The organism is Escherichia sp. E14V7, assembly GCF_004212225.1.
In the GTDB taxonomy this organism is placed as follows: Bacteria; Pseudomonadota; Gammaproteobacteria; order Enterobacterales; family Enterobacteriaceae; genus Escherichia.
The window spans coordinates 166903-192243 of the sequence record NZ_RHJJ01000010.1 but is presented as its reverse complement, the minus strand read 5'-3'; the positions used below and the strand labels follow the sequence as shown (position 1 = coordinate 192243).

The following is a 25341-nucleotide window of genomic DNA, read 5'->3' as shown; positions in this document are numbered from 1 at the left end:
GGAGTTTAACGATGCCAAAATCCGTAATTATTCCCGCTGGCAGCAGCGCACCGCTGGCCCCCTTCGTTCCCGGCACGCTGGCTGATGGCGTGGTGTACGTCTCCGGTACGCTGGCTTTTGATCAACATAATAATGTGCTGTTTGCCGATGACCCAAAGGCGCAAACCCGCCACGTTCTGGAAACCATCCGCAAGGTGATCGAGACGGCGGGTGGCACGATGGCGGACGTGACCTTCAACAGCATATTTATTACCGACTGGAAAAATTACGCCGCGATTAACGAAATCTACGCCGAGTTTTTTCCGGGTGATAAACCGGCGCGATTCTGCATTCAGTGCGGACTGGTAAAACCTGACGCGCTGGTGGAAATCGCCACAATTGCGCATATCGCCAAGTGAGGCCGCGATGAAACTTTCACTCTCACCTCCCCCTTATGCTGATGCGCCCGTAGTGTTGTTGATTTCGGGTCTTGGCGGTAGCGGCAGTTACTGGTTACCGCAACTGGCGGTGCTGGAGCAGGAGTATCAGGTAATCTGTTACGACCAGCGCGGTACCGGCAATAATCCCGACACGCTGGCAGAAGATTACAGTATCGCCCAGATGGCAGCAGAATTGCATCAGGCACTGGTAGCCGCAGGGATTGAGCGTTACGCGGTGGTCGGCCATGCGCTCGGTGCGCTGGTGGGAATGCAGCTGGCGCTGGATTATCCCACGTCGGTAACTGTGCTGGTCAGCGTTAACGGCTGGCTACGAATAAACGCCCATACGCGCCGCTGTTTTCAGGTTCGCGAACGATTACTGTATAGCGGCGGCGCACAGGCATGGGTGGAAGCGCAGCCGTTGTTCCTCTATCCCGCCGACTGGATGGCGGCCCGCGCACCTCGCCTGGAGGCAGAAGACGCGCTGGCACTGGCGCATTTTCAGGGCAAAAATAATTTACTGCGTCGACTTAACGCCCTCAAACGCACTGACTTTAGTCACCATGCGGATCGCATCCGCTGCCCGGTGCAAATCATCTGTGCCAGTGATGATCTGCTGGTGCCATCAGCATGTTCCAGTGAACTTCATGCCGCCCTGCCCGATAGCCAGAAAATAGTGATACGCTATGGCGGACACGCCTGCAACGTGACCGATCCCGAAACGTTTAATGCTCTGTTACTCAACGGGCTTGCTAGCCTGTTACATCACCGTGAAGCCGCCCTGTAAGGAATTGCTATGAACGAAGCCGTTAGCCCAGGTGCGCTTAGCACCCTGTTCACCGATGCCCGCACTCACAACGGCTGGCGGGAGACACCCGTCAGCGATGAGACGCTACGGGAGATTTATGCGCTGATGAAATGGGGGCCGACATCAGCTAACTGTTCTGCGGCACGGATCGTGTTTATCCGCACGGCAGAAGGAAAAGAACGTCTGCGCCCGGCGCTTTCCAGCGGCAATCTGCAAAAAACCCTGACCGCGCCCGTCACCGCTATCGTCGCCTGGGACAGTGAATTTTATGAACGGTTACCGCAACTGTTTCCTCACGGCGATGCCCGCAGTTGGTTTACTTCCAGCCCGCAACTTGCCGAAGAAACAGCGTTTCGCAACAGCTCCATGCAGGCGGCCTATCTGATCGTTGCCTGCCGTGCGCTGGGGCTGGATACCGGCCCGATGTCGGGTTTCGACCGTCAACACGTGGACGACGCCTTTTTTGCAGGCAGCACGCTGAAGAGCAATCTGCTGATTAATATCGGCTATGGCGATAGCAGCAAACTTTTTGCGCGCCTGCCACGTCTGTCCTTTGAAGAAGCCTGCGGGCTGTTGTAAGGAGCAAACTATGAACATTGTCGATCAACAAACTTTTCGCGATGCGATGTCCTGTATGGGCGCGGCAGTCAATATCATCACCACGGACGGTCCAGCCGGGCGCGCCGGGTTCACCGCCAGCGCGGTCTGCAGCGTGACCGATACGCCGCCCACATTACTGGTGTGCCTGAATCGTGGGGCGTCCGTCTGGCCGGTATTCAATGAAAATCGAACGCTGTGTGTAAATACACTGAGCGCCGGGCAGGAGCCGCTTTCCAACCTTTTTGGCGGCAAAACGCCCATGGAACACCGCTTTGCCGCCGCCCGCTGGCAGACGGGTGTGACCGGATGCCCGCAACTGGAAGAGGCGCTGGTTTCGTTTGACTGCCGTATCAGCCAGGTGGTGAGCGTCGGCACCCACGACATTCTGTTTTGCGCCATCGAGGCGATTCATCGTCACGCCACCCCCTACGGGCTGGTGTGGTTCGATCGCAGTTATCACGCGCTGATGCGCCCTGCTTGTTAACCTCCTTAAGGAGACAGCTGATGGCAATGTTCGGTTTTCCTCACTGGCAGTTAAAATCGACCTCTACAGAGAGCGGCGTGGTCGCGCCGGATGAACGATTGCCGTTTGCTCAGACGGCAGTAATGGGCGTTCAACACGCGGTGGCGATGTTTGGCGCGACGGTGTTAATGCCTATCCTGATGGGGCTGGATCCCAATCTTTCCATTTTAATGTCGGGGATCGGCACGTTACTGTTTTTCTTTATTACCGGAGGACGCGTTCCCAGTTATCTCGGTTCCAGCGCGGCTTTTGTTGGTGTGGTGATTGCTGCAACGGGCTTTAACGGCCAGGGCATTAACCCGAATATCAGCATTGCGCTGGGCGGGATTATCGCCTGTGGGCTGGTTTATACCGTCATTGGCCTGGTGGTGATGAAGATCGGTACGCGCTGGATTGAACGCCTGATGCCGCCCGTAGTGACGGGTGCGGTGGTGATGGCGATTGGCCTGAACTTAGCGCCTATCGCGGTAAAAAGTGTATCGGCTTCGGGCTTTGATAGCTGGATGGCGGTAATGACGGTGCTGTGTATTGGGCTGGTGGCCGTATTTACCCGAGGCATGGTCCAGCGGTTGCTGATTCTCGTAGGATTAATTGTCGCTTGTCTGCTGTATGGCGTGATGACCAACGTTTTAGGGCTGGGAAAAGCCGTCGATTTTACTCTCGTCAGCCATGCTGCCTGGTTCGGTTTGCCACATTTTTCCACTCCTGCTTTTAATGGTCAGGCAATGATGCTGATTGCGCCCGTGGCGGTGATTCTGGTGGCGGAAAACTTAGGTCATCTCAAGGCAGTCGCCGGGATGACCGGACGCAATATGGACCCGTATATGGGGCGGGCATTCGTCGGTGATGGGCTGGCAACGATGCTTTCCGGCTCTGTCGGCGGTAGCGGCGTGACCACCTATGCTGAAAATATCGGTGTGATGGCCGTGACGAAAGTCTACTCAACGCTGGTGTTTGTTGCTGCTGCCGTCATCGCCATGCTGTTGGGCTTTTCGCCGAAATTTGGCGCGCTGATTCATACCATTCCTGCAGCGGTGATTGGTGGTGCATCAATTGTTGTGTTCGGGCTGATTGCCGTCGCAGGCGCGCGGATCTGGGTACAAAACCGTGTGGATTTAAGCCAGAACGGCAATTTGATAATGGTCGCGGTAACGTTAGTGCTGGGCGCGGGTGATTTTGCTCTCACGCTGGGCGGTTTTACGTTGGGAGGGATCGGTACAGCAACTTTTGGCGCGATTTTACTCAATGCGTTGTTAAGCAGAAAGTTGGTTGACGTTCCTCCGCCAGAAGTTGTTCATCAGGAGCCATGAACAGAAAACCGCCGGGATTACCCGGCGGTGCAGATTGTTGACAACGTACGCATTGTTCATGCCGGATGCGGCGTAAACGCCTTATCCGGCCTACAAAACAGTGCAAATTCAATATATTGCAATCTTCTGGTAGGCCTGATAAGCATCGCGCATCAGGCAAGCTTACGTTTGTCATCAGTATCAACCGCCGGGTAACCGGCGGTGATGGCTTTTTGACGAGCTAGAGACAAAAATGCATTCGTCATTGATTAGCCCGGCTAGTTGTCGCTTTTGCCGTGACTGCTCTTGCCACCTTTTTTACCTGCTTCAGATGCGCGCTGCGGGTCATTCTTGAAATTACCCCCGCTGTGCTGTCCACCTTTTTTACCTGCTTCTGATGCTCTTTCGCGGTCTTCTGCAAAATTACCTGAACCGCCTCGATGGTTTGCCATTACTGACCTCCGTCTTGATGTAGACATCATATTGCATTGCATAGAATTAACGCGGCGTATGGCGGTGCCATATTTTCGCTACGTGGGACTAAGCTTAGTGAACTGACGCGGGTGGACCCGCGTTTGGTAATATCCTGCAACAGGTTCTGAGCGAGAATAGATATCATTTCCAATAATTATCCATAAGCCTCTCTTATGATTAAAAAAACGCTATGGGATAAAAATGTATCATTTTGCGACAAATTTACGCGCTTGTGAAAGTTGTTATAAATCAAATAAGTGGTTGTGAAATTTGCACTCTGAAAAGGACGTCTTATCTTTAAAAGAGTGGTAGCGAATCGCTACGGAATAGAGATAACACGAGGAGTGGTTAGAAATGGCTAAAGTTCTGGTGCTTTATTATTCCATGTACGGACATATCGAAACGATGGCGCGCGCAGTCGCTGAAGGCGCAAGCAAAGTCGATGGCGCAGAAGTTGTTGTTAAGCGTGTACCGGAAACCATGCAGCCGCAATTATTCGAAAAAGCAGGCGGTAAAACGCAAACTGCACCCGTTGCAACTCCGCAAGAACTGGCCGATTACGACGCCATTATTTTTGGTACGCCAACCCGCTTCGGCAATATGTCCGGGCAAATGCGTACCTTCCTCGACCAGACGGGCGGCCTGTGGGCTTCTGGCGCATTGTACGGAAAACTGGCGAGCGTCTTTAGCTCTACTGGCACCGGCGGCGGTCAGGAACAAACCATCACATCCACCTGGACGACACTTGCGCACCACGGCATGGTGATTGTCCCTATTGGCTACGCAGCGCAGGAACTTTTTGACGTCTCGCAGGTTCGCGGCGGAACGCCGTACGGCGCAACCACCATTGCAGGCGGTGACGGTTCACGCCAACCCAGCCAGGAAGAGTTGTCTATCGCACGTTATCAGGGGGAATACGTCGCTGGTCTGGCAGTTAAACTCAACGGCTAATCTTCAACAGGAGGATACGCATGCCAACTCAAGAAGCGAAAGCTCATCACGTGGGTGAATGGGCATCTCTGCGCAATACGTCGCCGGAAATAGCCGAGGCCATTTTCGAAGTCGCCGGGTATGACGAAAAAATGGCGGAAAAAATTTGGGAAGAAGGTAGCGATGAAGTGTTAGTCAAAGCCTTTGCTAAAACCGATAAAGATTCGCTTTTTTGGGGCGAACAGACCATCGAACGTAAAAACGTTTAATCAGCGACTCCCCCGCTTCTCGCGGGGGAGCTTTCAAATTGTTGACAACGTGCGCTTTGTTCATGCCGGATGCGGCGTGAACGCCTTATCCAGCCTACATGATCGTGCAAATTCGATATAGTGCAATTCTCGGGTAGGCCTGATAAGCGTAGCGCATCAGGCAATCTCACGTTTGTCATCAATCTCATATTCCCCCGCTTCTCGCGGGGGAGCTTTCAAATTGTTGACAAAGTGCGCTTTGTTCATGCCGGATGCGGCGTGAACGCCTTATCCGGCCTACATGATCGTGCAAATTCGATATAGTGCAATTCTCGGGTAGGCCTGATAAGCGTAGCGCATCAGGCAATCTCACGTTTGTCATCAGTCTCATATTCCCCCGCTTCTCGCGGGGGGAGCTTTCTGTTATTTCACCGCTTCATTCAACACGTTATCAAACTTATCCATCGGGCAAAAACCGTTGGCATCTATCGGGCAGCCGGTTAATTCCAGCGTCACACGCTGCGCAGGTGCCTGCAACGTTAACGCATCGGCATTACGCAACTGTTCCGAACTCTGGTACACATATTCAATTTTCATCAAATCGCGATTAGCTTTGCTGTCATGCCAACGCTGGAAAACGATTTTGCCGCCAATCGGCGTGCGTTCGTTCTGGTCATGCAACTGATACGGTTTGAAATCCAGCGCCGTTAACAGAGAGGCAATGTTTGAGTCGTGCCCAACCAGCACTGTGATTTTCGGCGCACTGGCACGATCGGTAACCAGGGCTTTGTCGATATAACTGACCAGCGGTTTCGCGACATTACGCGCCACTTCCGGTGAAGTAAACAGGCTATCCTGGTAACCGTTTTTCAGTTTCGACAACACTTTCCATTGTTGATCTGATTTGATTTCCCCCCAGGCCACCTGATCCATCGGGAAACCTTCGTAGTATTGCAGGGTGAACGCGTCCACCAGCGAGTTGCCCACTTTTAGCGGCCCGGAAACGCCTGGTTCTTCCTGATACTTCGCGCTAAAGGTATTTTTACCGTCCACCAGCGAACACTGCTGTTTCTCTTTGCAGGCTGGTGAATCTTTATAGTTAACGATTTTTTCCAGTAACTGGTAGCTGTCGGTAAGCTGAAGTTTGCCGAGCTCTTTTTCCATTGCCGCTACCGCCTGCTCACTGAATGCGGCGGAATCATCGGTGATCACCGGGTTAAAGGTTGGGTCCATAGTGCCCATTTTTTCCTGGTGATGCACAGGAATATCACACCCCGGGAATGCGCCGGTAATAAAGAACTGTGCGGTCGCAACGGTTCGTTGCAGACTATTGGCATAGGCATAAACGGTGTCCGGCGGCGGGCATTCACCCGTTTTCACTATTCCCTGCTCTGCCAGCCACTCACGCATGTAATGGCCCATATACACTTCCAGCACGCCGCCTTTGGTCGTGAGTTGTCCACCGGGAACATCCCACTCCGGCCATTTATTCGGCGTCGACTGCTCAAGCACACTGCCATTATTTGCCAGAGGCGCACGTAAGTTATGACGGCTCATGAGTAGCACTTGCTGTAGCTGATAGCCTTCCGGCACGGTCTGTGCCTGAGCATTCGAAGAGAGTAAAACCATCCCAGCCACGGCCGCAGCGATTAGCGTTTTTTTCATTCCCATCACCTCTTTAGTTATCAATCAATTAAGAGTGTGACAGAAATATGGCATTTTTCCGGGAACAGGTTCGCAATTTAGCAGATGACGAGGCGGGAAACCGTCAGGCGATAACGGACAGTAGTCGCGCTATCGCCTGGTTTGTATCGTTAAACTAATATCTGAAACAGCAAGGCAAAAAGAATGATATTGGCAATGACAATAGCCCAACCGTTATAAAGCATATATTTCAGGTGAGTTGATTGTGCCAGCCCCATTTGACCGAACATATCCGATGACGGGAAAGGCCCAAACCAGTCCACTTGCGATGAGGCTAATAATACTGCCGTTGTACCCTGTGGCGGCACTCCCGCAGCCATCAACATCGGACCAAATATTTTATGCGTGAAGGTCATCTGAGCAACAGCAGCACCTGGCACATGACCGATAATGTTAAAGGCAAAAATACAGAAGCAAAGCCATGCCGGAGATATCCCGGTTAACAGTGGTTGTGTGTATTCGAGCAACCCCTGATACGCCTGCAGGCTATCCATAAGTTCCAGAATCGGGTTATACAGCCAGTAGAGCAGAAACATCCACACCAGTCTGCCACAGCCTTTATACAGCGCTTGCAGGATCCCGGTTGGGCTTAATCCGCCCACCAGCCCGGTGATCAACGCCACCAACAGCATAACGATAATGGCAAAACTAAAACCTGCTTTTATCACTACGCCAATAACCGCCATCACAATAATGGTTGCAGCAAATGCCAGGGCGCTGAGTTTGCGACGACGATCGCGGGCAGGATCCTCGTCTTCCTGAGTTTTCTCTGAGAGATCCACTTCGTAGTGTAATTTTCCTTCCGTCATCTTCTGAATTCGCCCGGCCATTATCCAGCCAGCAAATAACGTCACGGCGCTCATTGGCAGCCCGACGTACATCAGGTATTGCGGATAAGTCAGGCCGCCGAGTTGTAAAATCGTCACGGTACTGGGAGTAAATGGCCCGGTAAACAATCCCACTGACCCCGCCGTCATCATCAGTGCAGCCACTGTAGGCGGTGTCAGCCGTACTGCCGCCGCCACGGGAATAATCACCGCAACAATAATGGCGTTGCCGCCTGCCATAGTACCCAGCGCGCCACAGATGAGAATGGATGAGACGACGATACCAAATTTGACCCGTGTCTGGCTGGAAAGCCCGATACGATGCACCACAAATTTGACCAGTTCAACGGCGGCTCCGGTACGTGTTGCCACTTCACCTACGCCTGCGCCAAGCATAATGATCAAACCAACAGTGGCGATAAACGATCCCGTCGATTTTGCCAGCATGGCACCCATTTCAGGTAAGCCGGTGGAAGTCATTATCATCGCAATAATAATCGATGAAATAACCGCCAGAACAATATCGACGCCTATCAACGAGAGCACCGCTAACGCCACCAGTGGTGTAAAACCAAGCAGTCCGAGTTCATTACCTGGACGCCCCTGGCACCAGAACGCTATCAGTAAAAATGCAATCAATAACAAGCCAATAATGACATTCTTTTTGGTGATATTTTGTCTGGTTAGTGAACCACCAGCGAGCATTGAGTCACTCATATAACTCCTTAACCCCATCGAATCGACTTTCAATATCAGCCGATATATTTGGACAGCTCAGAAAATATCCCCCCTCGTTATTATTGTTAGCAAAATGCACTGAGGGTTTGTCCGGGTACTACAGGTATTATTCTGAGTTCGTAATTAACCCCTTTAGGTGGGCAAATAACGCATTGTTACCAGAACAGGCGTTACGCATTAAATTTATGTTAACTTAGTGTTACCATGAAATGACTTTTTATCTATCGTCTATAACTTTGGGTTAACTCTTAATGAAACTGCGCCACCTGGAAATCTTCTATGCTGTGATGACATGCGGGACACTTTCACGGGCAGCGGAATCGCTGAATATTTCCCAGCCGGCCGCCAGTAAAGCGTTAAAAAACGCTGAGCAAAAACTCGGTTTTCAGCTCTTTCAGCGAGTTCGTGGCAAGCTTCTTCCAACCAGCGAAGCGATCACACTTTTTGAAAAAGCGCAGTCGATTTATCACGAACTCGACAACCTGCGACTGCTGGCCGATAACCTGACGCGAGATCCGCGAGCCAGAATAGCCCTGGGATGCCTGCCAAGCCTGGGATTAAGTCTGGTGCCGGAAATAGTCACGGCGTTTTACCAGCAGAATGCGAATCTGGTCATGACACTGACGACAGAGCACACTGAAACGCTGGTTAAAAAACTTGATCTGCGTGAGATTGATCTGGCCCTGACGCTACAGCCGATTCAACAGGGGGAAATTATGACGACGCTGATCGCCGAAGTTCCGCTGGTTTATATCGACCGGGACTATCGCCAGGGCGCAGTAGAAATAGACAAGATTGACCAACAACGCTGGATTTCTCCCGGCCCTCATTCCCTTTCCGATGCAATAGCTAAACGACGTGATTTTTTGACGACGCGCCTGAATGTCCAGACCTATTACATGGCCACGGAATTTGTAAAACGCGGAATGGGATGCAGTATTACCGATATTTTCTCTGCCCGTCATAACCTCCCGGCAGAGACGATTCACCCCATCGCCCCGCCAATGAAAATTGACCTTTGCTTGCTACGCCGCGCCGACGTTTCACTTAGCCCCATTACACAAAAATTTGTCGATTTCCTCTGTCAGCAATTACGTCTCCAGCTGCGAGCCATTAACCTTGAGTTATACCCTGAAAATAAAAAGTCAATTGCCCCTCAGGTCTAAATGCTTTGACATAACCCCAACGCATTTATTAGCGGTGGATATCTCAGGTGATGAAAAAACGCATTGTAATTATTGGCGGCGGGGTAATTGGTCTGGCAACAGCATGGGTGCTGGTAAAACAGTGCCATCAGGTGCAATTGTTAGAACGCAACAGCCAGGCAGGCGTCGCCACCAGTTTCGCTAATGGTGGGCAACTCAGTTATCGCTACGTTGCTCCTCTGGCGGATAAAGGCGTACCGATGCAGGGAATTAAATGGATGGGGAAAAGCGACTCCCCCCTCAATATGCGTTTGCGCATGTCATTTAGCCAGTGGCGCTGGTTGCTGGAATTTTTACTGGCCTGCAATAGCCGGACAAATAAACTCAATGGCGACCATATTTTACGCTTATCACTGTTAAGCCGTCAGGTCATGGAAGAGTGGCTGCTGGAAGATAATCTTGATGATTTTCACTGGCGCCGTTCTGGCAAACTGATTATTCATCGCCGCCCGCAAGATTTAGCCAAAGCAGCAAAAGGTATTAATCCGCAATTTCAACAGGCTTTATCACGCGAAGAGTGCGTTCATCTTGAACCAGCACTAAAACATATTGGTCATTCATTGTGTGGCGGTATTTACTCCCCCGGCGATGAAACGGCGGACTGCTATAAGTTCTGCCAGGCATTACTTGCCAAACTTAATGCCAGCGCAAATTTTTCGCTACAAACCGATTGTGAAGTTTTGCAGTTGAATAAAAAAGGCGAGCGCATTGATTCCATCACCACCAGCACAGGAACACTGGTTGCTGATGATTATGTCGTTGCCGCGGGTAATGGCAGTAAGCATTTACTTGCCGAAACCGGGACTCACGTACCGCTCTGCGGTCTGAAAGGTTACAGTCTGACGCTCCCCTTCCCACAAGAAATGGGGATCGCACCGCAAATCAGTGTCACCGACTATGGTCATAAAATTGTCTATGCCCGCCTCGGTGAGCGGTTGCGTATCGCCGCCATGGTCGATATTGGCTATGACGGAAATGAATTGCGCCCTGAACGAATCAATGCCTTAAAGCAGATCGTAGCTAACAGTTTTCCGCAACTGCAAGGTATCGATGATGCTGAATTATGGACAGGTATGCGTCCATCCACCCCTGCGGGTCCGCCACTATTAGGACGGGCGAAGTATCAAAATCTGTGGATGAATCTTGGTCAGGGCAGTCTGGGCTTTACGCTGGCGGCGGGTAGTGCCGTGGTGTTAGGCGCGCTGCTGTCGGGCGAAGATCCTACAATTTCCCTTGATGGACTGACATGGAGCCAATCAGCTTGAATATCAAACGTAATGACCCACAACCTCGTCTTGCCGCCAGTGTGGAATATGGCAATCTTGTATTTCTCTCCGGCCAGACACCGAAGAGCAATACGCCTGACATCGCGCAACAAACGCGCGAAGTACTGGAGAAAATCGACACATTACTTGCTGAAGCTGGTAGTGATAAATTTCATCTCTTGTCCGCTCAGGTATGGCTGAAAGATATCAGCCGCGATTTTGCCGATTTCAACGACGTATGGGTTAACTGGCTGCCAGAAGGATATAGCCCGGCACGTGCTGCCGTGCAGGCTGAGATGGCCCGCCCGGAGATTCTGGTTGAAGTGATGGTCACTGCGGTAAAAGCCGGATAATTCACCATTTTCAGCCCCCTGACAACGTCGTCATGGGGCATCTATGAAGGTTAAACGTCCCCTCTTTTACCTGCCAAAATTCAGGCTGAAAATATCATTTTTAGTTATGTTTTTATCACTGGCCTACGATTTTTTCTGATTTCCCCTACACTTAACTCTGATACCTTGTCAGGGGTTTCCCTTTGTCTGTATTGATTTACGCGAGATAACGCTATGGAATTAAAGGATTATTACGCCATCATGGGCGTGAAACCGACGGACGATCTCAAGACAATCAAGACCGCCTATCGTCGACTGGCCCGCAAATACCATCCTGATGTCAGCAAAGAGCCCGATGCCGAAGCCCGCTTCAAAGAGGTTGCTGAAGCCTGGGAAGTGCTAAGTGATGAACAGCGTCGCGCTGAATATGATCAGATGTGGCAGCATCGCAACGATCCGCAATTCAACCGCCAGTTCCAGCATGGCGACGGTCAGAGTTTCAATGCCGAAGATTTTGACGATATCTTCTCGTCAATTTTCGGTCAACATGCCCGCCAGAGCCGTCAACGCCCCGCCACACGTGGCCACGATATTGAAATTGAAGTTGCGGTATTCCTGGAAGAAACGCTTACTGAGCACAAACGTACCATCAGCTATAACCTGCCGGTTTATAACGCCTTTGGCATGATCGAACAGGAAATCCCGAAAACGCTGAATGTGAAGATCCCGGCGGGCGTCGGCAATGGCCAACGTATCCGCCTGAAAGGCCAGGGGACGCCAGGCGAAAACGGTGGTCCAAATGGCGACCTGTGGCTGGTGATTCATATAGCCCCGCATCCGTTGTTTGATATTGTCGGTCAGGATCTGGAAATTGTGGTGCCGGTTAGCCCGTGGGAAGCGGCTCTGGGTAGCAAAGTCACTGTACCAACCCTGAAAGAAAGCATTTTGTTGACCATTCCGCCAGGCAGTCAGGCCGGGCAACGATTGCGCATTAAAGGCAAAGGTCTGGTAAGCAAAAAACAGACTGGTGACTTGTATGCGGTACTGAAAATCGTCATGCCGCCGAAACCGGATGAAAATACTGCCGCGCTGTGGCAACAACTGGCAGACGCCCAGTCGTCTTTTGATCCACGTAAAGATTGGGGGAAAGCATAATGGCTCATGTTACGGTGACTTTTACCATTACCGAATTTTGCCTGCATACCGGCATTTCTGAAGAGGAGTTGAATGAAATTGTCGGTTTGGGGGTGGTTGAACCGAGAGAGATCCAGGAAACAACCTGGGTATTTGATGACCATGCCGCCATTGTGGTGCAACGCGCGGTACGTCTGCGTCAAGAACTGGCGCTGGACTGGCCTGGGATCGCGGTGGCGCTGACGTTAATGGATGATATTGCACATCTGAAACAGGAAAACCGTCTGTTACGCCAGCGGCTTTCCCGGTTTGTGGCTCACCCGTGAGTGTGGCTGCCGGATGCGATGACGCATCTTAGCCGGTCTACAAAGATCACCGTTCCCGTAGGCCGGATAAGGCGTTCACGCCGCATCCGGCAGCGCTGCCATAATGCCTGATGCGACGCTTGACGCGTCTTATCAGGCCTACAAAAATCACCCTTTCCGTAGGCCGGAGAAGGCGTTCACGCCGTATTCGGCGGCGCTGCCATAATGCCTGATGCGACGCTTAACGCGTCTTATCAGGCCTACAAAAATCACCCTTTCCGTAGGCCGGAGAAGACATTCACGCCGCATCCGGCGGCGCTGCCATAATGCCTGATGCGACGCTTAACGCGTCTTATCAGGCCTACAAAAATCACCCTTTCCGTAGGCCGGAGAAGACATTCACGCCGCATTCGGCGGCGCTGCCATAATGCCTGATGCGACGCTTAACGCGTCTTATCAGGCCTACAAAAATCACCCTTTCCGTAGGCCGGATAAGGCGTTCACGCTGAATCCGGCGGCTCTGCCATAATGCCTGATGCGACGCTTGACGCGTCTTATCAGGCCTACAAAGATCACCGTTCCCGTAGGCCGGATAAGGCGTTTACGCCGCATCCGGCGGCTGTGCCATAATGCCTGATGGGACGCTTGACGCGTCTTATCAGGCCTACAAAAATCACCGTTCCCGTAGGCCGGAGAAGACGTTCACGCTGCATCCGGCGGCTGTTCCATAATGCCTGATGCGACGCTTGACGCGTCTTATCAGGCCTACAAAGATCACCGTTCCCGTAGGCCGGATAAGGCGTTCACGCCGCATCCGGCGGCTGTGCCATAATGCCTGATGCGGCGCTTAACGCGTCTTATCAGACCTACCAATCGGCATTATCTCTATTGGTTATCGCAAGCAATAACTGGCTTAGTGCCGCGTAAAAACCAAAACTGTCATACTGATGGCAACGCGCAGCAAACTCTGGTAACCATTGCCGCAGCGACGTCAGTGTTTTTTGCCGCAGATTGTCAACTTCCTGTGCAGGTACAATCCCCTCTCCCCGGGCAAAATGCAGATGACTTAACAACTCAAGAAAAATCGCCAGATGATCTGCCGGTTCGTTGAAATTGCCACTGGTGTCCATCCCAGCCTCAGCCAGTAAGCCTTTGATCACCTGTGGGTCCTGCTGATACGCCGATGCATACGGCAGTGCCGCCTGCCTGTCAGTCATCAAAAACAGGCCGCAAAAGTCGGCGGCCAGTTCCAGACGGGCGTCGTCACGTACTGTCAATGCAGCAATACTTTTCTCCAGCTCATTCACCGCCGCAGTCAGCGGCGGCTCGCGTTTCAGCAAAGAAAACCATTCAGCCATCTGTGCACTGGCGATTTGCGTCAGTTGTTCATCGTCCAGTTCACGGGAGAACAACTGCGCCAGCCAGGCATAGACACAAGCATTCTGTTCCACCGTTAGTGAAGTCATGATTTCACCTGCGACGCCGGAATATATTCGCACTGCGCCACCATCTCAATCGGACCGCTAAACGCCGTTACCTTCTCTATTGGACCGGTGAATTTTTCAATTTCCACGATGGTCGTGTGTGAGCTGGTCGCCTGCGCCAGTTGCGAAGTCCCGATGTCGGGCGTTAGCACATTGGGGTTACCGTATTTACACAGCGCATTGAGCTCACCGCCTTTATCCGGATCATACCAGGCACCTTCATGGATCCGCACCACGCCAGGCGCATAGAGATCAGAAACCACCGCGCCCACCAGAACCTGCCCCCGATCGTTAAAGACACGCACCACATCACCGTTAGCAATCCCGCGCGCACGGGCATCCTGCGGGCTGATATATACCGGCTCTTTACCCGCTACGCTGTAATGCTGACGCAGTGTTTCAGATTCACACAGTTGCGAGTGGACGCGATAATCGGGATGCACCGATTGCAGATGCAGTGGATACTTCTGCGAACCTGGTCCACCGTGGGAACGTTCAATTTTCTCAAACCACATTGGATGCCCCTGACAATCGTCATAGTGCATGTCGGCGATGGTTTGCGAGTAGATCTCAATCAACCCGCTCGGCGTCCCCAGCGGTTCGAGGTCAGGATCTTCTCGGAACGCCTGATGACGCACGAACATCTGCGGATGGTCATAGACCACGTATTCTTTACTGTTCCACAACTCATCAAAGGTCGGTAAATGGATGCCGAGTCCTTTGGCCTGCTGGAGCGCGTCCTGCCAGATGCGCTTGAGCCAGCCCATCTCATCCAGCCCCTCAGTAAAGGCTTCCTCACGGTCAAAGCGGCGGCATAACTCGCGGAAAATATCAAAGTCGTTGCGCGCCTCAAATTGCGGCTGCACCACCTGTTTAGTGGTGATAAGCCCATGGCTGGCATAGTCACCAAACTGGTCGAGATCGTTACGCTCAAACTGTGTGGTTGCGGGTAATACAATGTCGGAAAAGCGGCAACTGGAGGTCCACTGGTTATCAATGGAAATCACTGTCTCCAGCTTGCGCCAGCCTTCGATAATGCGGTTGATCTGCTGATGGCGGTGGAACGGATTGGTCCCGGCGAAAACACACATTTTCAGCGGCGGCAACTTAACTGTTTTGCCGTCCCAGTTGATCTCTTTCCCCGGTTCCAGAATGGCGTCGATATAACGAGCCGTTGGGATGGTGCTGCTGTAACCTTTGTAATCGTTGTTGTTATGAACTGGCGGAATTTTCGTGGCACCGGGAAAACCGCTCAGGATAATCCCTTTACGGCCTGGCACGCCTGAGCCGCTGCTGTGCCAACTAAAACCAAAACCGCCACCAGGCAGGCCAATCTGCCCGAGCATTGCCGCCAGCACCACAATCATCCATGACCACTGCTCGCCGTGCTGCATACGTTGGGCGCACCAGCCAGCCATAATTTGCGTTCTTGTGCCCGCCATTTTCCGCGCCAGCATGCGGATCGTTTCGGCGTCAATGCCACACAGCTTTTCTGCCCAGACGGCATCCTTCGGCTGGCCATCTTTCTCACCCAGCAAATACGGCAAAAATTGCTCGAAACCGACGCAATAATCAGCAATGAATTGTTTGTCGTACAGATTTTCGCTGTACAGGGTATGGGCCATCGCCAGTTGTAGCGGGACATCGGTTTGCGGGTTAACAATAATATGTTTAACGTGCTCACGCCCCAGATATTCATGCGTTGAACTGACCACCGGGTCGATGCTGATAACTTCGATTTCGCCCGCCGCCACCTTTTCTTTCAGTTGCTCGTAATATTCATAAACATCGTGAGACGGGCAGCGGAAATTAACCTGCTGATTCTTCACCAAATCGGTGCCCCACATGACGATGATTTTACTGTTTTGCAACACTAACGGCCAGGATGTTTGCTGTTCGTAAACTTCCATTGATCCCACCACCCGCGGCAGGATCACCTGCGCTGCCCCGGTGGAATAGTCACCGCCAGTACTCACTTTATTGCCATGTAGTGCGATGGCTTTCGACAGCATTCCCCCGGCGCTATGAAATTTACCGGATGATTGCCCGCCGCTGGCGGTCAGTAACGCACTGGGGCCATAGGTTTTTTGCACCCGTTCCAGTTCTTCATAGAACATGTCCAGGGCTTCATCCCAAGTGACGCGGACAAAACGGTTATCGCCGCGCTGAGTGGTGTCACTCAGATGGCGCTTACGCAGCCAGTCGACTCGTACCATTGGGTAGCGAATACGCGCCGGATTGTGGACGTGATCCGGCAGCCCGGCGATAATTTTCGTCGGGTACTTATCCAGTTCGAACGGTTTCACCGCCACAAAGCGCCCGTCTTTCACCGTCGCGCGAATGGCGCCAAACCGCGAACCGGTCAGGATACCTTCTTTCGACGTAACAGCCTGCGCTGCGTTAACACGGCGTGGAGTTAACAGCGATGGCCCCAGCATTCCGGCCAGCGTTAAGCCACCAAGCTGGGTAAGAAAACGTCGACGTGATGCCTGAAAAATGTCTTTATTTTTCATTATTTTCCTTCCTTATCGCTGTGAGACTTCCCTGCGGTATCCGACGCATGCATTTGCAGATATTTCAGCATGGTGCGTTCTTCCCGTTTATCCAGGCTGGTAAAACCAATCATGCCGTTGATTTGGCCGATCCAACCGTTGGCGTCGTAATGGGTGGTTGCCGACGCGCCGTGGCACTGTTTACAGGCGCTGCTGTACAGCGTATCGCCATAGGCCCAGATTGGTTTGATGTCGTCGACCATATCGCCCTTCTTCAACCATGCGGTGGCCTGCATCTTACTCCACTCGGTTTTGGTGTCAGCAACGGTGGTTTTCTCCAGCATTTTCGCCTGCTGCTGGATATCGCCACGAATGGAAGCGACAAAAATCCGTTTGCCGGGCAACTCGGTCAGAACCCGTTGAGTTCCAGCGCTTTCCGTCCAACCGATGATAGCCACCTGCAACCAGTCGCCGTCACGTTTAAGCACTTTCACTTCAGAGGCTGGCAGCAGTGAACCCGTCGCTTCTTTATCATCCTTTGCTGCATAAAGCGGCTTTATATCTATAGAATAAAGGATGTCTTTATCATCTCTGGCGCTGGCGCGTAGTTCTTCGAACTGTTTACGCGAGCCGCTGCTCATATCCGGCAGCTGGTGGGCAATGCCTTTATGGCAGTCGATACAGGTCTGATTATCTTTCGCTGCGGCGGCCATTTGACGTGCGGCTTCCGGATGCTGCTTCGCATGATCCATCGCGTCGTAGTTATGGCAGGAACGGCAGGTAGCTGAATTGTTCTCTTTCATCCGCGCCCATTCGCGCTCGGCAAGTTCTGCGCGTTTAGCGTTGAATTTCTCAGGGGTATCGATGGAGTGACCAATAACGGTCTGATACACCTCATTACTCGCTTCCAGTTTCCGCTTCAACATTCCCGGTAAATCTGACGGGACATGGCAGTCATGACACTCGGCACGTACGCCAGAAGCATTCTGGAAATGCGCCGACTTTTTATATTCTTCATACACCGGCGTCATACTGTGGCAACTGACGCAAAACTCAGTGCTGCTGGTGGCCTTGATCCCGAAGTGAGGTAACACAATCAAGGCAATACCGATCACAATCCCCATCAGCACCAGCGCTAACACCGACCAACGCGCACTTGGCCGACGCAGCGCACTCCATAGTCGTCTCATAATAACTCCTGTAAAAATATAATTTGGCAACTGTGATCTTAATAAGCAAATATGAATAACGGCACTCGTCAGGATGAATGGCTTATGACAGCATATGAATGGATATGAACAGGAAGATCGGGAAGGCAGGGATGTCACACCATATTGTCATTGTTGAAGATGAGCCTGTAACGCAGGCACGTTTGCAAAGCTACTTCATCCAGGAAGGGTATCTCGTGTCGGTCACGGCAAGCGGCGACGGACTACGGGAAATTATGGAAAACCAGCCTGTTGATCTCATTTTGCTGGATATTAACCTGCCCGATGAAAACGGCTTAATGCTTACCCGAGCCCTGCGCGAACGCTCAACGGTGGGGATTATTCTGGTAACCGGGCGCAGCGATCCTATTGATCGAATTGTCGGGCTGGAGATGGGCGCCGATGATTATGTCATCAAACCGCTGGAGCTGCGTGAACTCGTGGTTCGGGTAAAAAATCTGCTCTGGCGTATCGATCTGGCCCGTCAGGCCAACGCTCTCTCTCAGGATAACTGCTATCGTTTTGCCGGATATTGTCTGAATATCTCACGCCACACGTTGGATCAAGACGACCGACCTATCAAACTCACCCGCGCGGAATACGAAATGCTGGTGGCCTTTGTCACTAATCCTGGCGAGATCCTCAGCCGTGAACGACTGTTGCGTATGCTCTCCGCCCGGCGGGTAGAAAACCCCGATTTGCGCACCGTGGACGTATTGATCCGCCGTTTGCGTCATAAACTCAGCGCCAACCTGTTAGTTACGCAGCATGGCGAAGGGTATTTCTTAGCCGCTGATGTCTATTAATCCACCGATTCAGGTAATGTGGTGCACCAAGGATGATTTTCACTCTGGCCAAAAGATTGTGGATGGCGTTTGCCCTGATGGCATTGCTGACGCTGGTGAGTATCTTTGTAGGTTGGTATAACCTGCGCGTTTTAACCCAAAGCGCTCAGACCAACACTCTGGCCCTGATCCCAACCATGAATATGGCCCGTCAGTTGAGTGAGGCCAGTGCGTGGGAGCTCTTTACCGCCCAAAATCTGAACAACACGGATAGCGTAGAGATGTGGCAATCCCAGGGGAGGACGTTATCGGCGCAGAAGCTGAAAATTGACACCCTGTTGCAGGGTCTGCGCGAGAAAGGGTTTGAGACGATAGCCATTGAACGGCAAGCCTATGAGATTGACCACTCGCTACGCCAGCAAGGTGATCTGGTCGGCCAGCGGCTGCAACTCCACGATCAACAGCAACAACTCAGCCAGCAAATCGTCGCCGCGGCCGGAGAAATCGCCAACATCGCGCAATCCCAGACCCATTACATTGCAATCGCCACCGCATCACCGCAGTCTGGCCCGCAAAGTGTGTTTGGCCACAATCATAACAGGTCGGCGGAGAGCGCCGTCGAACAGTGGGTTGCTGGCGATCGTGAGTACGTCAGGCAGATGCACGAAATGCGCTTTAGCGCTCTGCAAATACAGCATTTCGTTATGAAACTGGAGCTGGAGGAGAGTGAAAAAAATAAGAACAGGCTGCCTGTTCAATTGAAAAACGCCCTTAACAGGGTACAGCTTCAACAAAGGCGCATTAAGGCCCCACCGGTTCGCGCGCAGGCGGAAAAGGCACTGGAGACAGTACAACGATATGTCGAGTTACTGGCGCTCTACCAACGAGAAAAAGCACTCAATACTCACCTGCAGACGCTGACGCAAAATAATATTGTGCAGTTTGCACAGTTCAGCAACGAAGTTAATCAGTTGGTCGCAACCATTGAGCAGCGTAATCGGGCCGGACTTACACATCTGGAAAGCGCCAGTGAACATGTACGGTTTAACCTGCTACTGCTGGGCGTCGTTTCACTTTGCTCATTGATTCTGATCCTCTGGCGCGTGGTTTATCGCTCAGTCACGCGTCCACTTGCCGAACAAACGCAGGCGCTGCAACGCTTGCTGGATGGTGATATCGACTCCCCTTTCCCGGAAACCGCTGGCGTGCGGGAACTGGATACCATCGGGCGGCTGATGGATGCTTTTCGCAGCAGTGTTCATGCGCTTAATCGCCACCGCGAACAACTGGCGGCGCAGGTCAAAGCGCGCACTGCCGAATTGCAGGAACTGGTGGTAGAACACCGCCTGGCACGGGCGGAAGCAGAAAAAGCCAGTCAGGCAAAATCGGCGTTTCTGGCAGCAATGAGCCATGAGATCCGCACTCCGCTGTACGGAATTCTCGGCACCGCGCAGTTGCTGGCAGATAACCCGGCGCTTAACGCCCAGCGTGATGATTTGCGGGCGATTACCGACTCTGGCGAATCATTGCTGACCATCCTCAATGATATTCTCGATTATTCGGCTATCGAAGCAGGTGGCAAGAATGTTTCGGTCAGCGATGAGCCCTTTGAACCGCGCCCACTGCTGGAAAGTACCCTGCAATTAATGAGCGGACGGGTTAAAGGTCGTCCGATTCGACTGGTAACAGAAATTGCCGACGATGTCCCAACCGCATTAATGGGCGATCCGCGCCGTATTCGCCAGGTTATTACCAATTTGTTGAGTAATGCCCTGCGTTTCACCGATGAGGGGCAGATTATCCTGCGCAGCCGCATTGATGGCGAGCAATGGCTGGTCGAAGTTGAAGACAGCGGCTGTGGTATTGATCCCGCGAAACTGGCTGATATCTTTCAGCCGTTTGTTCAGGTGAGCGGCAAACGCGGCGGCAGCGGCCTGGGGCTGACTATCAGTAGCAGTCTGGCTCAGGCGATGGGCGGCGAACTGACCGCCACCAGCAGGCCGGGAGTTGGAAGCTGTTTTGGCTTACGGTTACCGTTACGTGTTGCCACTGCGCCTGCACCAAAAACAGTCAATCAGGCGGTGCGTCTGGACGGTTTACGATTACTGTTGATTGAAGATAACCCGCTAACGCAGCGTATTACCATCGAGATACTTAACACCAGTGGCGCTCAGGTCGCAGCCGTAGGAAATGCCGCGCAGGCTTTAGAGACGCTGCAAAATAGTGAACCGTTTGCTGCCGCACTGGTGGATTTTGATCTGCCGGATATCGACGGCATTACACTTGCCCGGCAACTTTCGCTCCAATATCCGTCGCTGGTTTTGATTGGCTTTAGCGCCCATGTCATCGACGAAACGCTGCGCCAGCGTACCAGTTCGCTATTTCGCGGAATTATCCCTAAACCGGTGTCGCGTGAAGTGCTTGGTCAGTTACTGGCTCACTATCTGCACCTGCAAACACATAACCATCAACCACTGGATGTATCGCAGCTCAATGAAGATGCGCAGTTAATGGGGGTGGAGAAAATCCACGAATGGCTGGCATTATTTAAACAACATGCCCTGCCCCTTCTCGATGAAATGGACACTGCCCGCGCCAGTCACGACAGCGACAAAATCAAACGTGCCGCGCACCAGTTGAAAAGCAGCTGTGCCAGTCTGGGCATGCGCAGTGCCAGTCAGTTGTGCGGACAACTTGAGCTGGAACCATTAACCGCGGCCCTGCCGCGTGAAGAAATTACGCGTAGCATCGCGGCCCTGGAACAGTGGCTGAATAAGAACGCCCCAAACCCGATGTGAATCAATATCATCCCGTTGAGAAAACTTAGAATAGTGGTATTTAGTATGCAACTTAACGGGCGGGCAAAATTATGACAGAGAAAAAAAGAATCCGCTGGCAGCGACGGCCAGGCACGACGGGCGGTAAATTACCGTGGAATGACTGGCGCAATGCCACGACCTGGCGTAAAGCGACGCAATTATTACTGTTGGCAATCAATATTTATATTGCCGTCACCTTTTGGTACTGGGTGCGCTATTACGAAACAGCAGGTAATACGGCATTTGTCGCCAGACCGGGGGGCATTGAAGGTTGGCTGCCTATTGCTGGTCTGATGAATCTGAAATACAGCCTTGCAACAGGTCAGTTACCTTCCGTGCACGCCGCCGCGATGCTGTTATTGGCCGCTTTTATCATTATTAGCTTACTGCTGAAAAAAGCCTTTTGTTCGTGGCTATGCCCTGTTGGTACGCTCTCTGAATTAATTGGCGATCTCGGGAAAAAACTGTTTGGTCGACAATTCGCCCCTCCCCGCTGGCTGGATATTCCTCTACGCGCGGTGAAATATTTGCTATTAAGCTTTTTTCTTTATATCGCGTTATTCATGCCCGCCCAGGCGATTCACTATTTTATGCTATCGCCTTATAGCGTGGTGATGGACGTTAAAATGCTCGATTTCTTTCGCCATATGGGGAAAGCGACATTAATCAGCGTGACGCTTTTGCTGATTGCCAGCCTATTTATTCGCCATGCCTGGTGTCGTTATCTCTGCCCATATGGTGCGCTGATGGGACTGGTTTCGCTATTATCGCCGTTTAAGATTCGTCGCAATGCCGAAAGCTGTATCGACTGCGGTAAATGTGCGAAAAATTGCCCATCACGGATCCCAGTCGATAAATTAATTCAGGTCAGAACGGTGGAATGTACCGGTTGTATGACCTGCGTGGAGTCATGCCCGGTGGCCTCAACATTGACCTTTTCGCTGCAAAAACCTGCGGCAAATAAAAAGGTCTTTGCCTTGTCTGGCTGGCTCATGGCACTACTGGTATTGGGAATTATGTTCGCGGTGATTGCTTATGCGATGTATGCGGGAGTATGGCAGAGCCCGGTGCCAGAGGAGTTGTACCGACGCTTAATTCCACAAGCGCCAATGATTGGTCACTAAATTAGCAACAAGCGGAACATCACCTCGCACGGGGTGATGTTCACAAAATCACATTATTTTGATTTTGACATCATAACTTTCAAGCCCGGTCATTTTCTCCCGCGCGGTGAAGCGAATTTCAGAGACTTCTTTCCCTGTGTTCTTGTTAAATTCGGCGATTTTTTGCGCGATAAAATCTGAGATTTCCGTTTCGGCTTGTTTTTTTAGCTCTTCAATATTCACTGTTAACCTCTTCTGGTCTTAAAAGACAGCAACACGCCAGTAAGGTGTTGGTTCCCGGTACCTGGTCAGGTAAGAAATGTTATAAGCTATCTCCCTGAAAGATTCAATAATCAACAGGTTATCGCTTATTATACATACAGAGTTGAGGAAAAATAAGCCAGATATAAAAAAGGCTCCACGAGGGAGCCTGATATTATTTGGTGAAATCCAGTGGTGTCTGGTCAGTGCGTATTTGCAATGCGATGTTATCAAAGGTGATCATCGTCGATTTGCAGAAAATACACTTTGCACCTAAAGGGTTTCGCTCCGTCACATCGAATGCCGATGTGCGGTACTGTGAACCATGACAACATGGACAGCGGAAATGGAGATGCTGAGTAATAGCGGCAACCTTAGAGCGTAACAACGTTCGCTGCCGAGGGACCACGTTGCCCCTGCTCAATAGAAAATTCGACTTTCTGATTTTCGTTCAGCGTGCGGAATTCATTGCTCTGGATGGCGGTGAAATGGACGAAAACGTCCTTGCTGCCATCATCAGGAGTGATAAAGCCGAAACCTTTATCTGCGTTAAACCATTTTACTAAACCAGTCATTTTATTAGACATATTTTTACTTCCTTCATTTTGGGCCTTTCGGCAAACAGGGCTTTAATACAGAAACTACTTAGTGTTCAGGAGAGAGACTCAAAAGAAGGGGATAATGCCTGATAATGAGAACTGCTTTAGTAAACTACTTTGTATGATGTCTGTCTTTCAAACCGACGCAGCTATTAACGCATGATAAATAAGATTAAGCAAACTTTATTTTGGCCGTCCAGCGGTCTTAAATAAAACTGGCTTTATTTTATTTAGACCGTATAGTGCAGCGCAGATTTATCAGTAAGGAATTTGTTTGTCCCGTAAAATGACAGGAATTGTCAAAACCTTTGATCGCAAAAGCGGCAAAGGATTCATCATCCCCTCCGACGGTCGTAAAGAAGTCCAGGTCCATATTTCCGCATTCACCCCCCGCGACGCAGAAGTGCTCACCCCAGGGTTACGCGTGGAATTTTGCCGCGTCAATGGCCTGCGTGGCCCCTCAGCGGCAAACGTTTATTTGTCCTGATGGAGAGTGCACGCCGGAATGCGTGCTTCATTCACGATTTGCGTAAAACCAGCCAACGAACACATGCCCTGCGCGTTTCTTTCGCCACACTCAGCCAACGTTAACTCCACTTTGCCTGGCGGCGTTTTTAGCGACAACGGAGTTTTGTCACGCATCTGCTGTAGGGTCTGGAATACCAGCGATACCTGAATCCACTGGCTGTTATCACTAAGTCGCCGCCAGCGTTCAAAAACCAGTTCGCCCCCCGGTGGGGTATTATCCGGCTGGCCTGGTAGCGTCCAGTTAAGCTCTAACGCGCCCCCCAGATTCGCCAGATTAGTGTCGTGTCCGGCAATAAATAGCAGTGAAGTGGGTAATGTCACGCCATAAACCTGTTGTTGCGTGTTATTTGGCGTCAGCGCCGTCAGCACTAAATCCAGCAACGGCGTGGCACGACTACGGGCAACATCTGGTGTCCGTTGCAGCAAATAAAACTGCGCGTTATGCAGACTTAGCAAGGTGTTCCACTGGTGTGAATCAGTAATTCGCCCCCAGCCAGGCTCCGGCATTCCCTGTGCCTGTTGCAGGAGAAATATCTCCGTCAGCATTGAAGCCAGGCTTGCCGCACCGGTCAGGGATACATTGTCATCACTCACTTTGAGTTCGGACGGCAATGCCTGAGTCAACGTACAACTTTCGTCCTGATTGTCTCGTTTAAGGCACAGATTTGATTGCTGGAAATTGAGAACCTGCTCCAGTTCGCGAAATGCGGTTTGCCGATGCTCGGTAAACTCCGCTATCGATCCCCCTGCTCTACTGAGAATAGTCGCGGTAACGTTCGGCTTATCCAGTTGGCAAACGCCAGTTTTAAGGGGATTAAACAGGGGATCGGGCCGGGAAGTATCTGGCTGGGTATGTACTGTAATCGTACAGTTGGGTGCCAGCCCGGCAGCAAAGGCTTCACCTGTTTTACGCGTACGTTCATCGACATCCGCAATAATCGCAACCTGATCAGGTTTCGGGCAGCCATTTTTTGCCAGTAAACCGTCAGCGACCAGGCGTTGGCGTTGATAATGCCCAAGATAAGTGACCAGTTCGCCGCCACGCGGGGTCAACCAGCCCAATTTCACCGGCCACTCAGGCCATGTGTCTGGAGTGACATCCTGCATGAGTGGCGTGGCTTTGGTGGGCGCACGCACGCCATGACGGCTGACAATCACCACCCGCTCCAGCTTCAGTTCCGGCTCACTCTGAGCGAATGCAGGTGGCGAGGTGAACGGAATCAGAAGAGATAAAAATGGGATCAAAATCGCTTTCATCGAT

General features: G+C 51.7%; 26 protein-coding genes and 1 pseudogene. 16 read left to right on the top strand and 11 right to left on the bottom strand.

The window, feature by feature from the left end; genetic code table 11:
- Window positions 1–11 precede the first annotated feature (11 nt).
- From rutC to rutG, 5 genes are read left to right on the top strand one after another with little or no spacing between them, the layout of a single operon-like run.
- Entirely contained in the window at window positions 12–398 is a 387-nt protein-coding gene (rutC, locus tag D9741_RS12060; RefSeq protein ID WP_001126780.1) for a 3-aminoacrylate deaminase, read from the top strand.
- A 7-nt stretch (window positions 399–405) separates the two neighbouring features.
- The gene (gene rutD, locus D9741_RS12055; RefSeq protein ID WP_130215837.1) at window positions 406–1206 is read left to right on the top strand and encodes a pyrimidine utilization protein D; all 801 of its coding nucleotides are present in this window, start codon (window positions 406–408) and stop codon (window positions 1204–1206) included.
- 9 nt (window positions 1207–1215) lie between these two features.
- The gene (locus D9741_RS12050; protein ID WP_130215835.1) at window positions 1216–1806 is read left to right on the top strand and encodes a malonic semialdehyde reductase; all 591 of its coding nucleotides are present in this window, start codon (window positions 1216–1218) and stop codon (window positions 1804–1806) included.
- Between the two features lie 10 nt (window positions 1807–1816).
- A complete protein-coding gene (gene rutF, locus D9741_RS12045; protein ID WP_001028095.1) occupies window positions 1817–2311 on the top strand; it encodes an NADH-dependent FMN reductase RutF in 495 nt (164 codons plus the stop codon).
- Window positions 2312–2331: 20 nt separating this feature from the next.
- A complete protein-coding gene (gene rutG / locus D9741_RS12040; RefSeq protein ID WP_130215833.1) occupies window positions 2332–3660 on the top strand; it encodes a pyrimidine utilization transport protein G in 1329 nt (442 codons plus the stop codon).
- A 257-nt stretch (window positions 3661–3917) separates the two neighbouring features.
- On the opposite strand, the gene D9741_RS12035 is transcribed toward rutG, so the two are convergent.
- Window positions 3918–4091, bottom strand: a complete 174-nt coding sequence (locus D9741_RS12035) for a general stress protein (protein ID WP_001273658.1) — start codon at window positions 4089–4091, stop codon at window positions 3918–3920.
- A gap of 376 nt (window positions 4092–4467) precedes the next feature.
- Between D9741_RS12035 and wrbA the strand changes: the two genes are divergently transcribed.
- Window positions 4468–5064 carry an NAD(P)H:quinone oxidoreductase gene (wrbA, locus tag D9741_RS12030; protein WP_001151442.1) on the top strand — a complete coding sequence of 199 codons (597 nt, stop codon included), beginning with the start codon at window positions 4468–4470 and terminating at the stop codon, window positions 5062–5064.
- A 20-nt stretch (window positions 5065–5084) separates the two neighbouring features.
- The gene (locus tag D9741_RS12025) at window positions 5085–5312 is read left to right on the top strand and encodes a YccJ family protein (protein ID WP_001143120.1); all 228 of its coding nucleotides are present in this window, start codon (window positions 5085–5087) and stop codon (window positions 5310–5312) included.
- Between the two features lie 402 nt (window positions 5313–5714).
- Here D9741_RS12025 and agp read toward each other — a convergent pair whose 3' ends face one another.
- Window positions 5715–6956 (bottom strand): bifunctional glucose-1-phosphatase/inositol phosphatase, encoded by a 1242-nt coding sequence (gene agp, locus D9741_RS12020; RefSeq protein ID WP_130215831.1) that lies wholly within the window; start codon window positions 6954–6956, stop codon window positions 5715–5717.
- Window positions 6957–7105: 149 nt separating this feature from the next.
- Window positions 7106–8539, bottom strand: coding sequence for a gluconate:proton symporter (locus D9741_RS12015; protein ID WP_130215829.1), 1434 nt, complete (start codon window positions 8537–8539; stop codon window positions 7106–7108).
- Window positions 8540–8811: 272 nt separating this feature from the next.
- Between D9741_RS12015 and D9741_RS12010 the strand changes: the two genes are divergently transcribed.
- From D9741_RS12010 to cbpM, 5 genes are all read left to right on the top strand, one after another.
- Window positions 8812–9726 (top strand): LysR family transcriptional regulator, encoded by a 915-nt coding sequence (locus D9741_RS12010; protein ID WP_130215827.1) that lies wholly within the window; start codon window positions 8812–8814, stop codon window positions 9724–9726.
- 50 nt (window positions 9727–9776) lie between these two features.
- Window positions 9777–11030 carry a D-amino acid dehydrogenase gene (locus D9741_RS12005; RefSeq protein ID WP_130215825.1) on the top strand — a complete coding sequence of 418 codons (1254 nt, stop codon included), beginning with the start codon at window positions 9777–9779 and terminating at the stop codon, window positions 11028–11030.
- Window positions 11027–11383, top strand: a complete 357-nt coding sequence (locus D9741_RS12000) for a RidA family protein (protein ID WP_130215823.1) — start codon at window positions 11027–11029, stop codon at window positions 11381–11383. Before D9741_RS12005 ends, D9741_RS12000 begins: the two co-directional genes overlap by 4 nt.
- Window positions 11384–11596: 213 nt before the next feature.
- A complete protein-coding gene (cbpA, locus tag D9741_RS11995; protein ID WP_130205426.1) occupies window positions 11597–12517 on the top strand; it encodes a curved DNA-binding protein in 921 nt (306 codons plus the stop codon).
- Window positions 12517–12822 carry a chaperone modulator CbpM gene (gene cbpM / locus D9741_RS11990; protein WP_130205424.1) on the top strand — a complete coding sequence of 102 codons (306 nt, stop codon included), beginning with the start codon at window positions 12517–12519 and terminating at the stop codon, window positions 12820–12822. The genes cbpA and cbpM overlap by 1 nt, the downstream gene beginning before the upstream one ends.
- 845 nt (window positions 12823–13667) lie before the next feature.
- On the opposite strand, the gene torD is transcribed toward cbpM, so the two are convergent.
- Genes torD through torC form a run of 3 tightly spaced genes read right to left on the bottom strand, consistent with a single transcriptional unit; the run spans window position 13668 to window position 17967 of the window.
- Window positions 13668–14267 (bottom strand): molecular chaperone TorD, encoded by a 600-nt coding sequence (gene torD / locus D9741_RS11985; RefSeq protein WP_130215821.1) that lies wholly within the window; start codon window positions 14265–14267, stop codon window positions 13668–13670.
- Window positions 14264–16798, bottom strand: a complete 2535-nt coding sequence (torA, locus tag D9741_RS11980) for a trimethylamine-N-oxide reductase TorA (RefSeq protein ID WP_130215819.1) — start codon at window positions 16796–16798, stop codon at window positions 14264–14266. The genes torD and torA overlap by 4 nt, the downstream gene beginning before the upstream one ends.
- Window positions 16798–17967, bottom strand: a complete 1170-nt coding sequence (gene torC / locus D9741_RS11975; protein ID WP_130215817.1) for a pentaheme c-type cytochrome TorC — start codon at window positions 17965–17967, stop codon at window positions 16798–16800. Before torC ends, torA begins: the two co-directional genes overlap by 1 nt.
- A 131-nt stretch (window positions 17968–18098) precedes the next feature.
- Between torC and torR the strand changes: the two genes are divergently transcribed.
- The 3 genes from torR (at window position 18099) to D9741_RS11960 (ending at window position 22713) form a co-directional block, all read left to right on the top strand.
- Complete coding sequence (gene torR / locus D9741_RS11970; protein WP_130205416.1) at window positions 18099–18791, top strand: two-component system response regulator TorR; 693 nt, start codon at window positions 18099–18101, stop codon at window positions 18789–18791.
- 32 nt (window positions 18792–18823) lie between these two features.
- Window positions 18824–21568: a TMAO reductase system sensor histidine kinase/response regulator TorS gene (gene torS / locus D9741_RS11965; RefSeq protein ID WP_130215815.1), complete on the top strand. Its 2745-nt coding sequence runs from the start codon at window positions 18824–18826 to the stop codon at window positions 21566–21568.
- 71 nt (window positions 21569–21639) lie between these two features.
- Window positions 21640–22713 carry a 4Fe-4S binding protein gene (locus D9741_RS11960; RefSeq protein WP_130215813.1) on the top strand — a complete coding sequence of 358 codons (1074 nt, stop codon included), beginning with the start codon at window positions 21640–21642 and terminating at the stop codon, window positions 22711–22713.
- Between the two features lie 48 nt (window positions 22714–22761).
- Here D9741_RS11960 and D9741_RS11955 read toward each other — a convergent pair whose 3' ends face one another.
- The 4 genes and pseudogenes from D9741_RS11955 to cspG all read right to left on the bottom strand — a co-directional run bounded on the left by D9741_RS11955 (window position 22762) and on the right by cspG (window position 23540).
- Window positions 22762–22935, bottom strand: a complete 174-nt coding sequence (locus D9741_RS11955; protein WP_130205410.1) for an addiction module toxin, GnsA/GnsB family — start codon at window positions 22933–22935, stop codon at window positions 22762–22764.
- A pseudogene (locus D9741_RS11950) lies at window positions 22925–23160 on the bottom strand (cold-shock protein). Before D9741_RS11950 ends, D9741_RS11955 begins: the two are co-directional and overlap by 11 nt.
- The gene (locus tag D9741_RS11945; protein ID WP_130216139.1) at window positions 23129–23317 is read right to left on the bottom strand and encodes a cold-shock protein; all 189 of its coding nucleotides are present in this window, start codon (window positions 23315–23317) and stop codon (window positions 23129–23131) included. Before D9741_RS11945 ends, D9741_RS11950 begins: the two are co-directional and overlap by 32 nt.
- Window positions 23318–23327: 10 nt before the next feature.
- On the bottom strand, window positions 23328–23540 hold the full coding sequence (cspG, locus tag D9741_RS11940) for a cold shock protein CspG (RefSeq protein ID WP_000066493.1): 213 nt from the start codon (window positions 23538–23540) through the stop codon (window positions 23328–23330).
- Window positions 23541–23826: 286 nt separating this feature from the next.
- On the opposite strand from cspG, the gene cspH reads away from it, so the two are divergent.
- Window positions 23827–24039, top strand: coding sequence for a cold shock-like protein CspH (gene cspH / locus D9741_RS11935; protein WP_130205408.1), 213 nt, complete (start codon window positions 23827–23829; stop codon window positions 24037–24039).
- Here cspH and D9741_RS11930 read toward each other — a convergent pair.
- Window positions 24027–25337 carry an AppA family phytase/histidine-type acid phosphatase gene (locus D9741_RS11930; protein WP_130215811.1) on the bottom strand — a complete coding sequence of 437 codons (1311 nt, stop codon included), beginning with the start codon at window positions 25335–25337 and terminating at the stop codon, window positions 24027–24029. The genes cspH and D9741_RS11930 overlap by 13 nt on opposite strands.
- Window positions 25338–25341 lie beyond the last annotated feature (4 nt).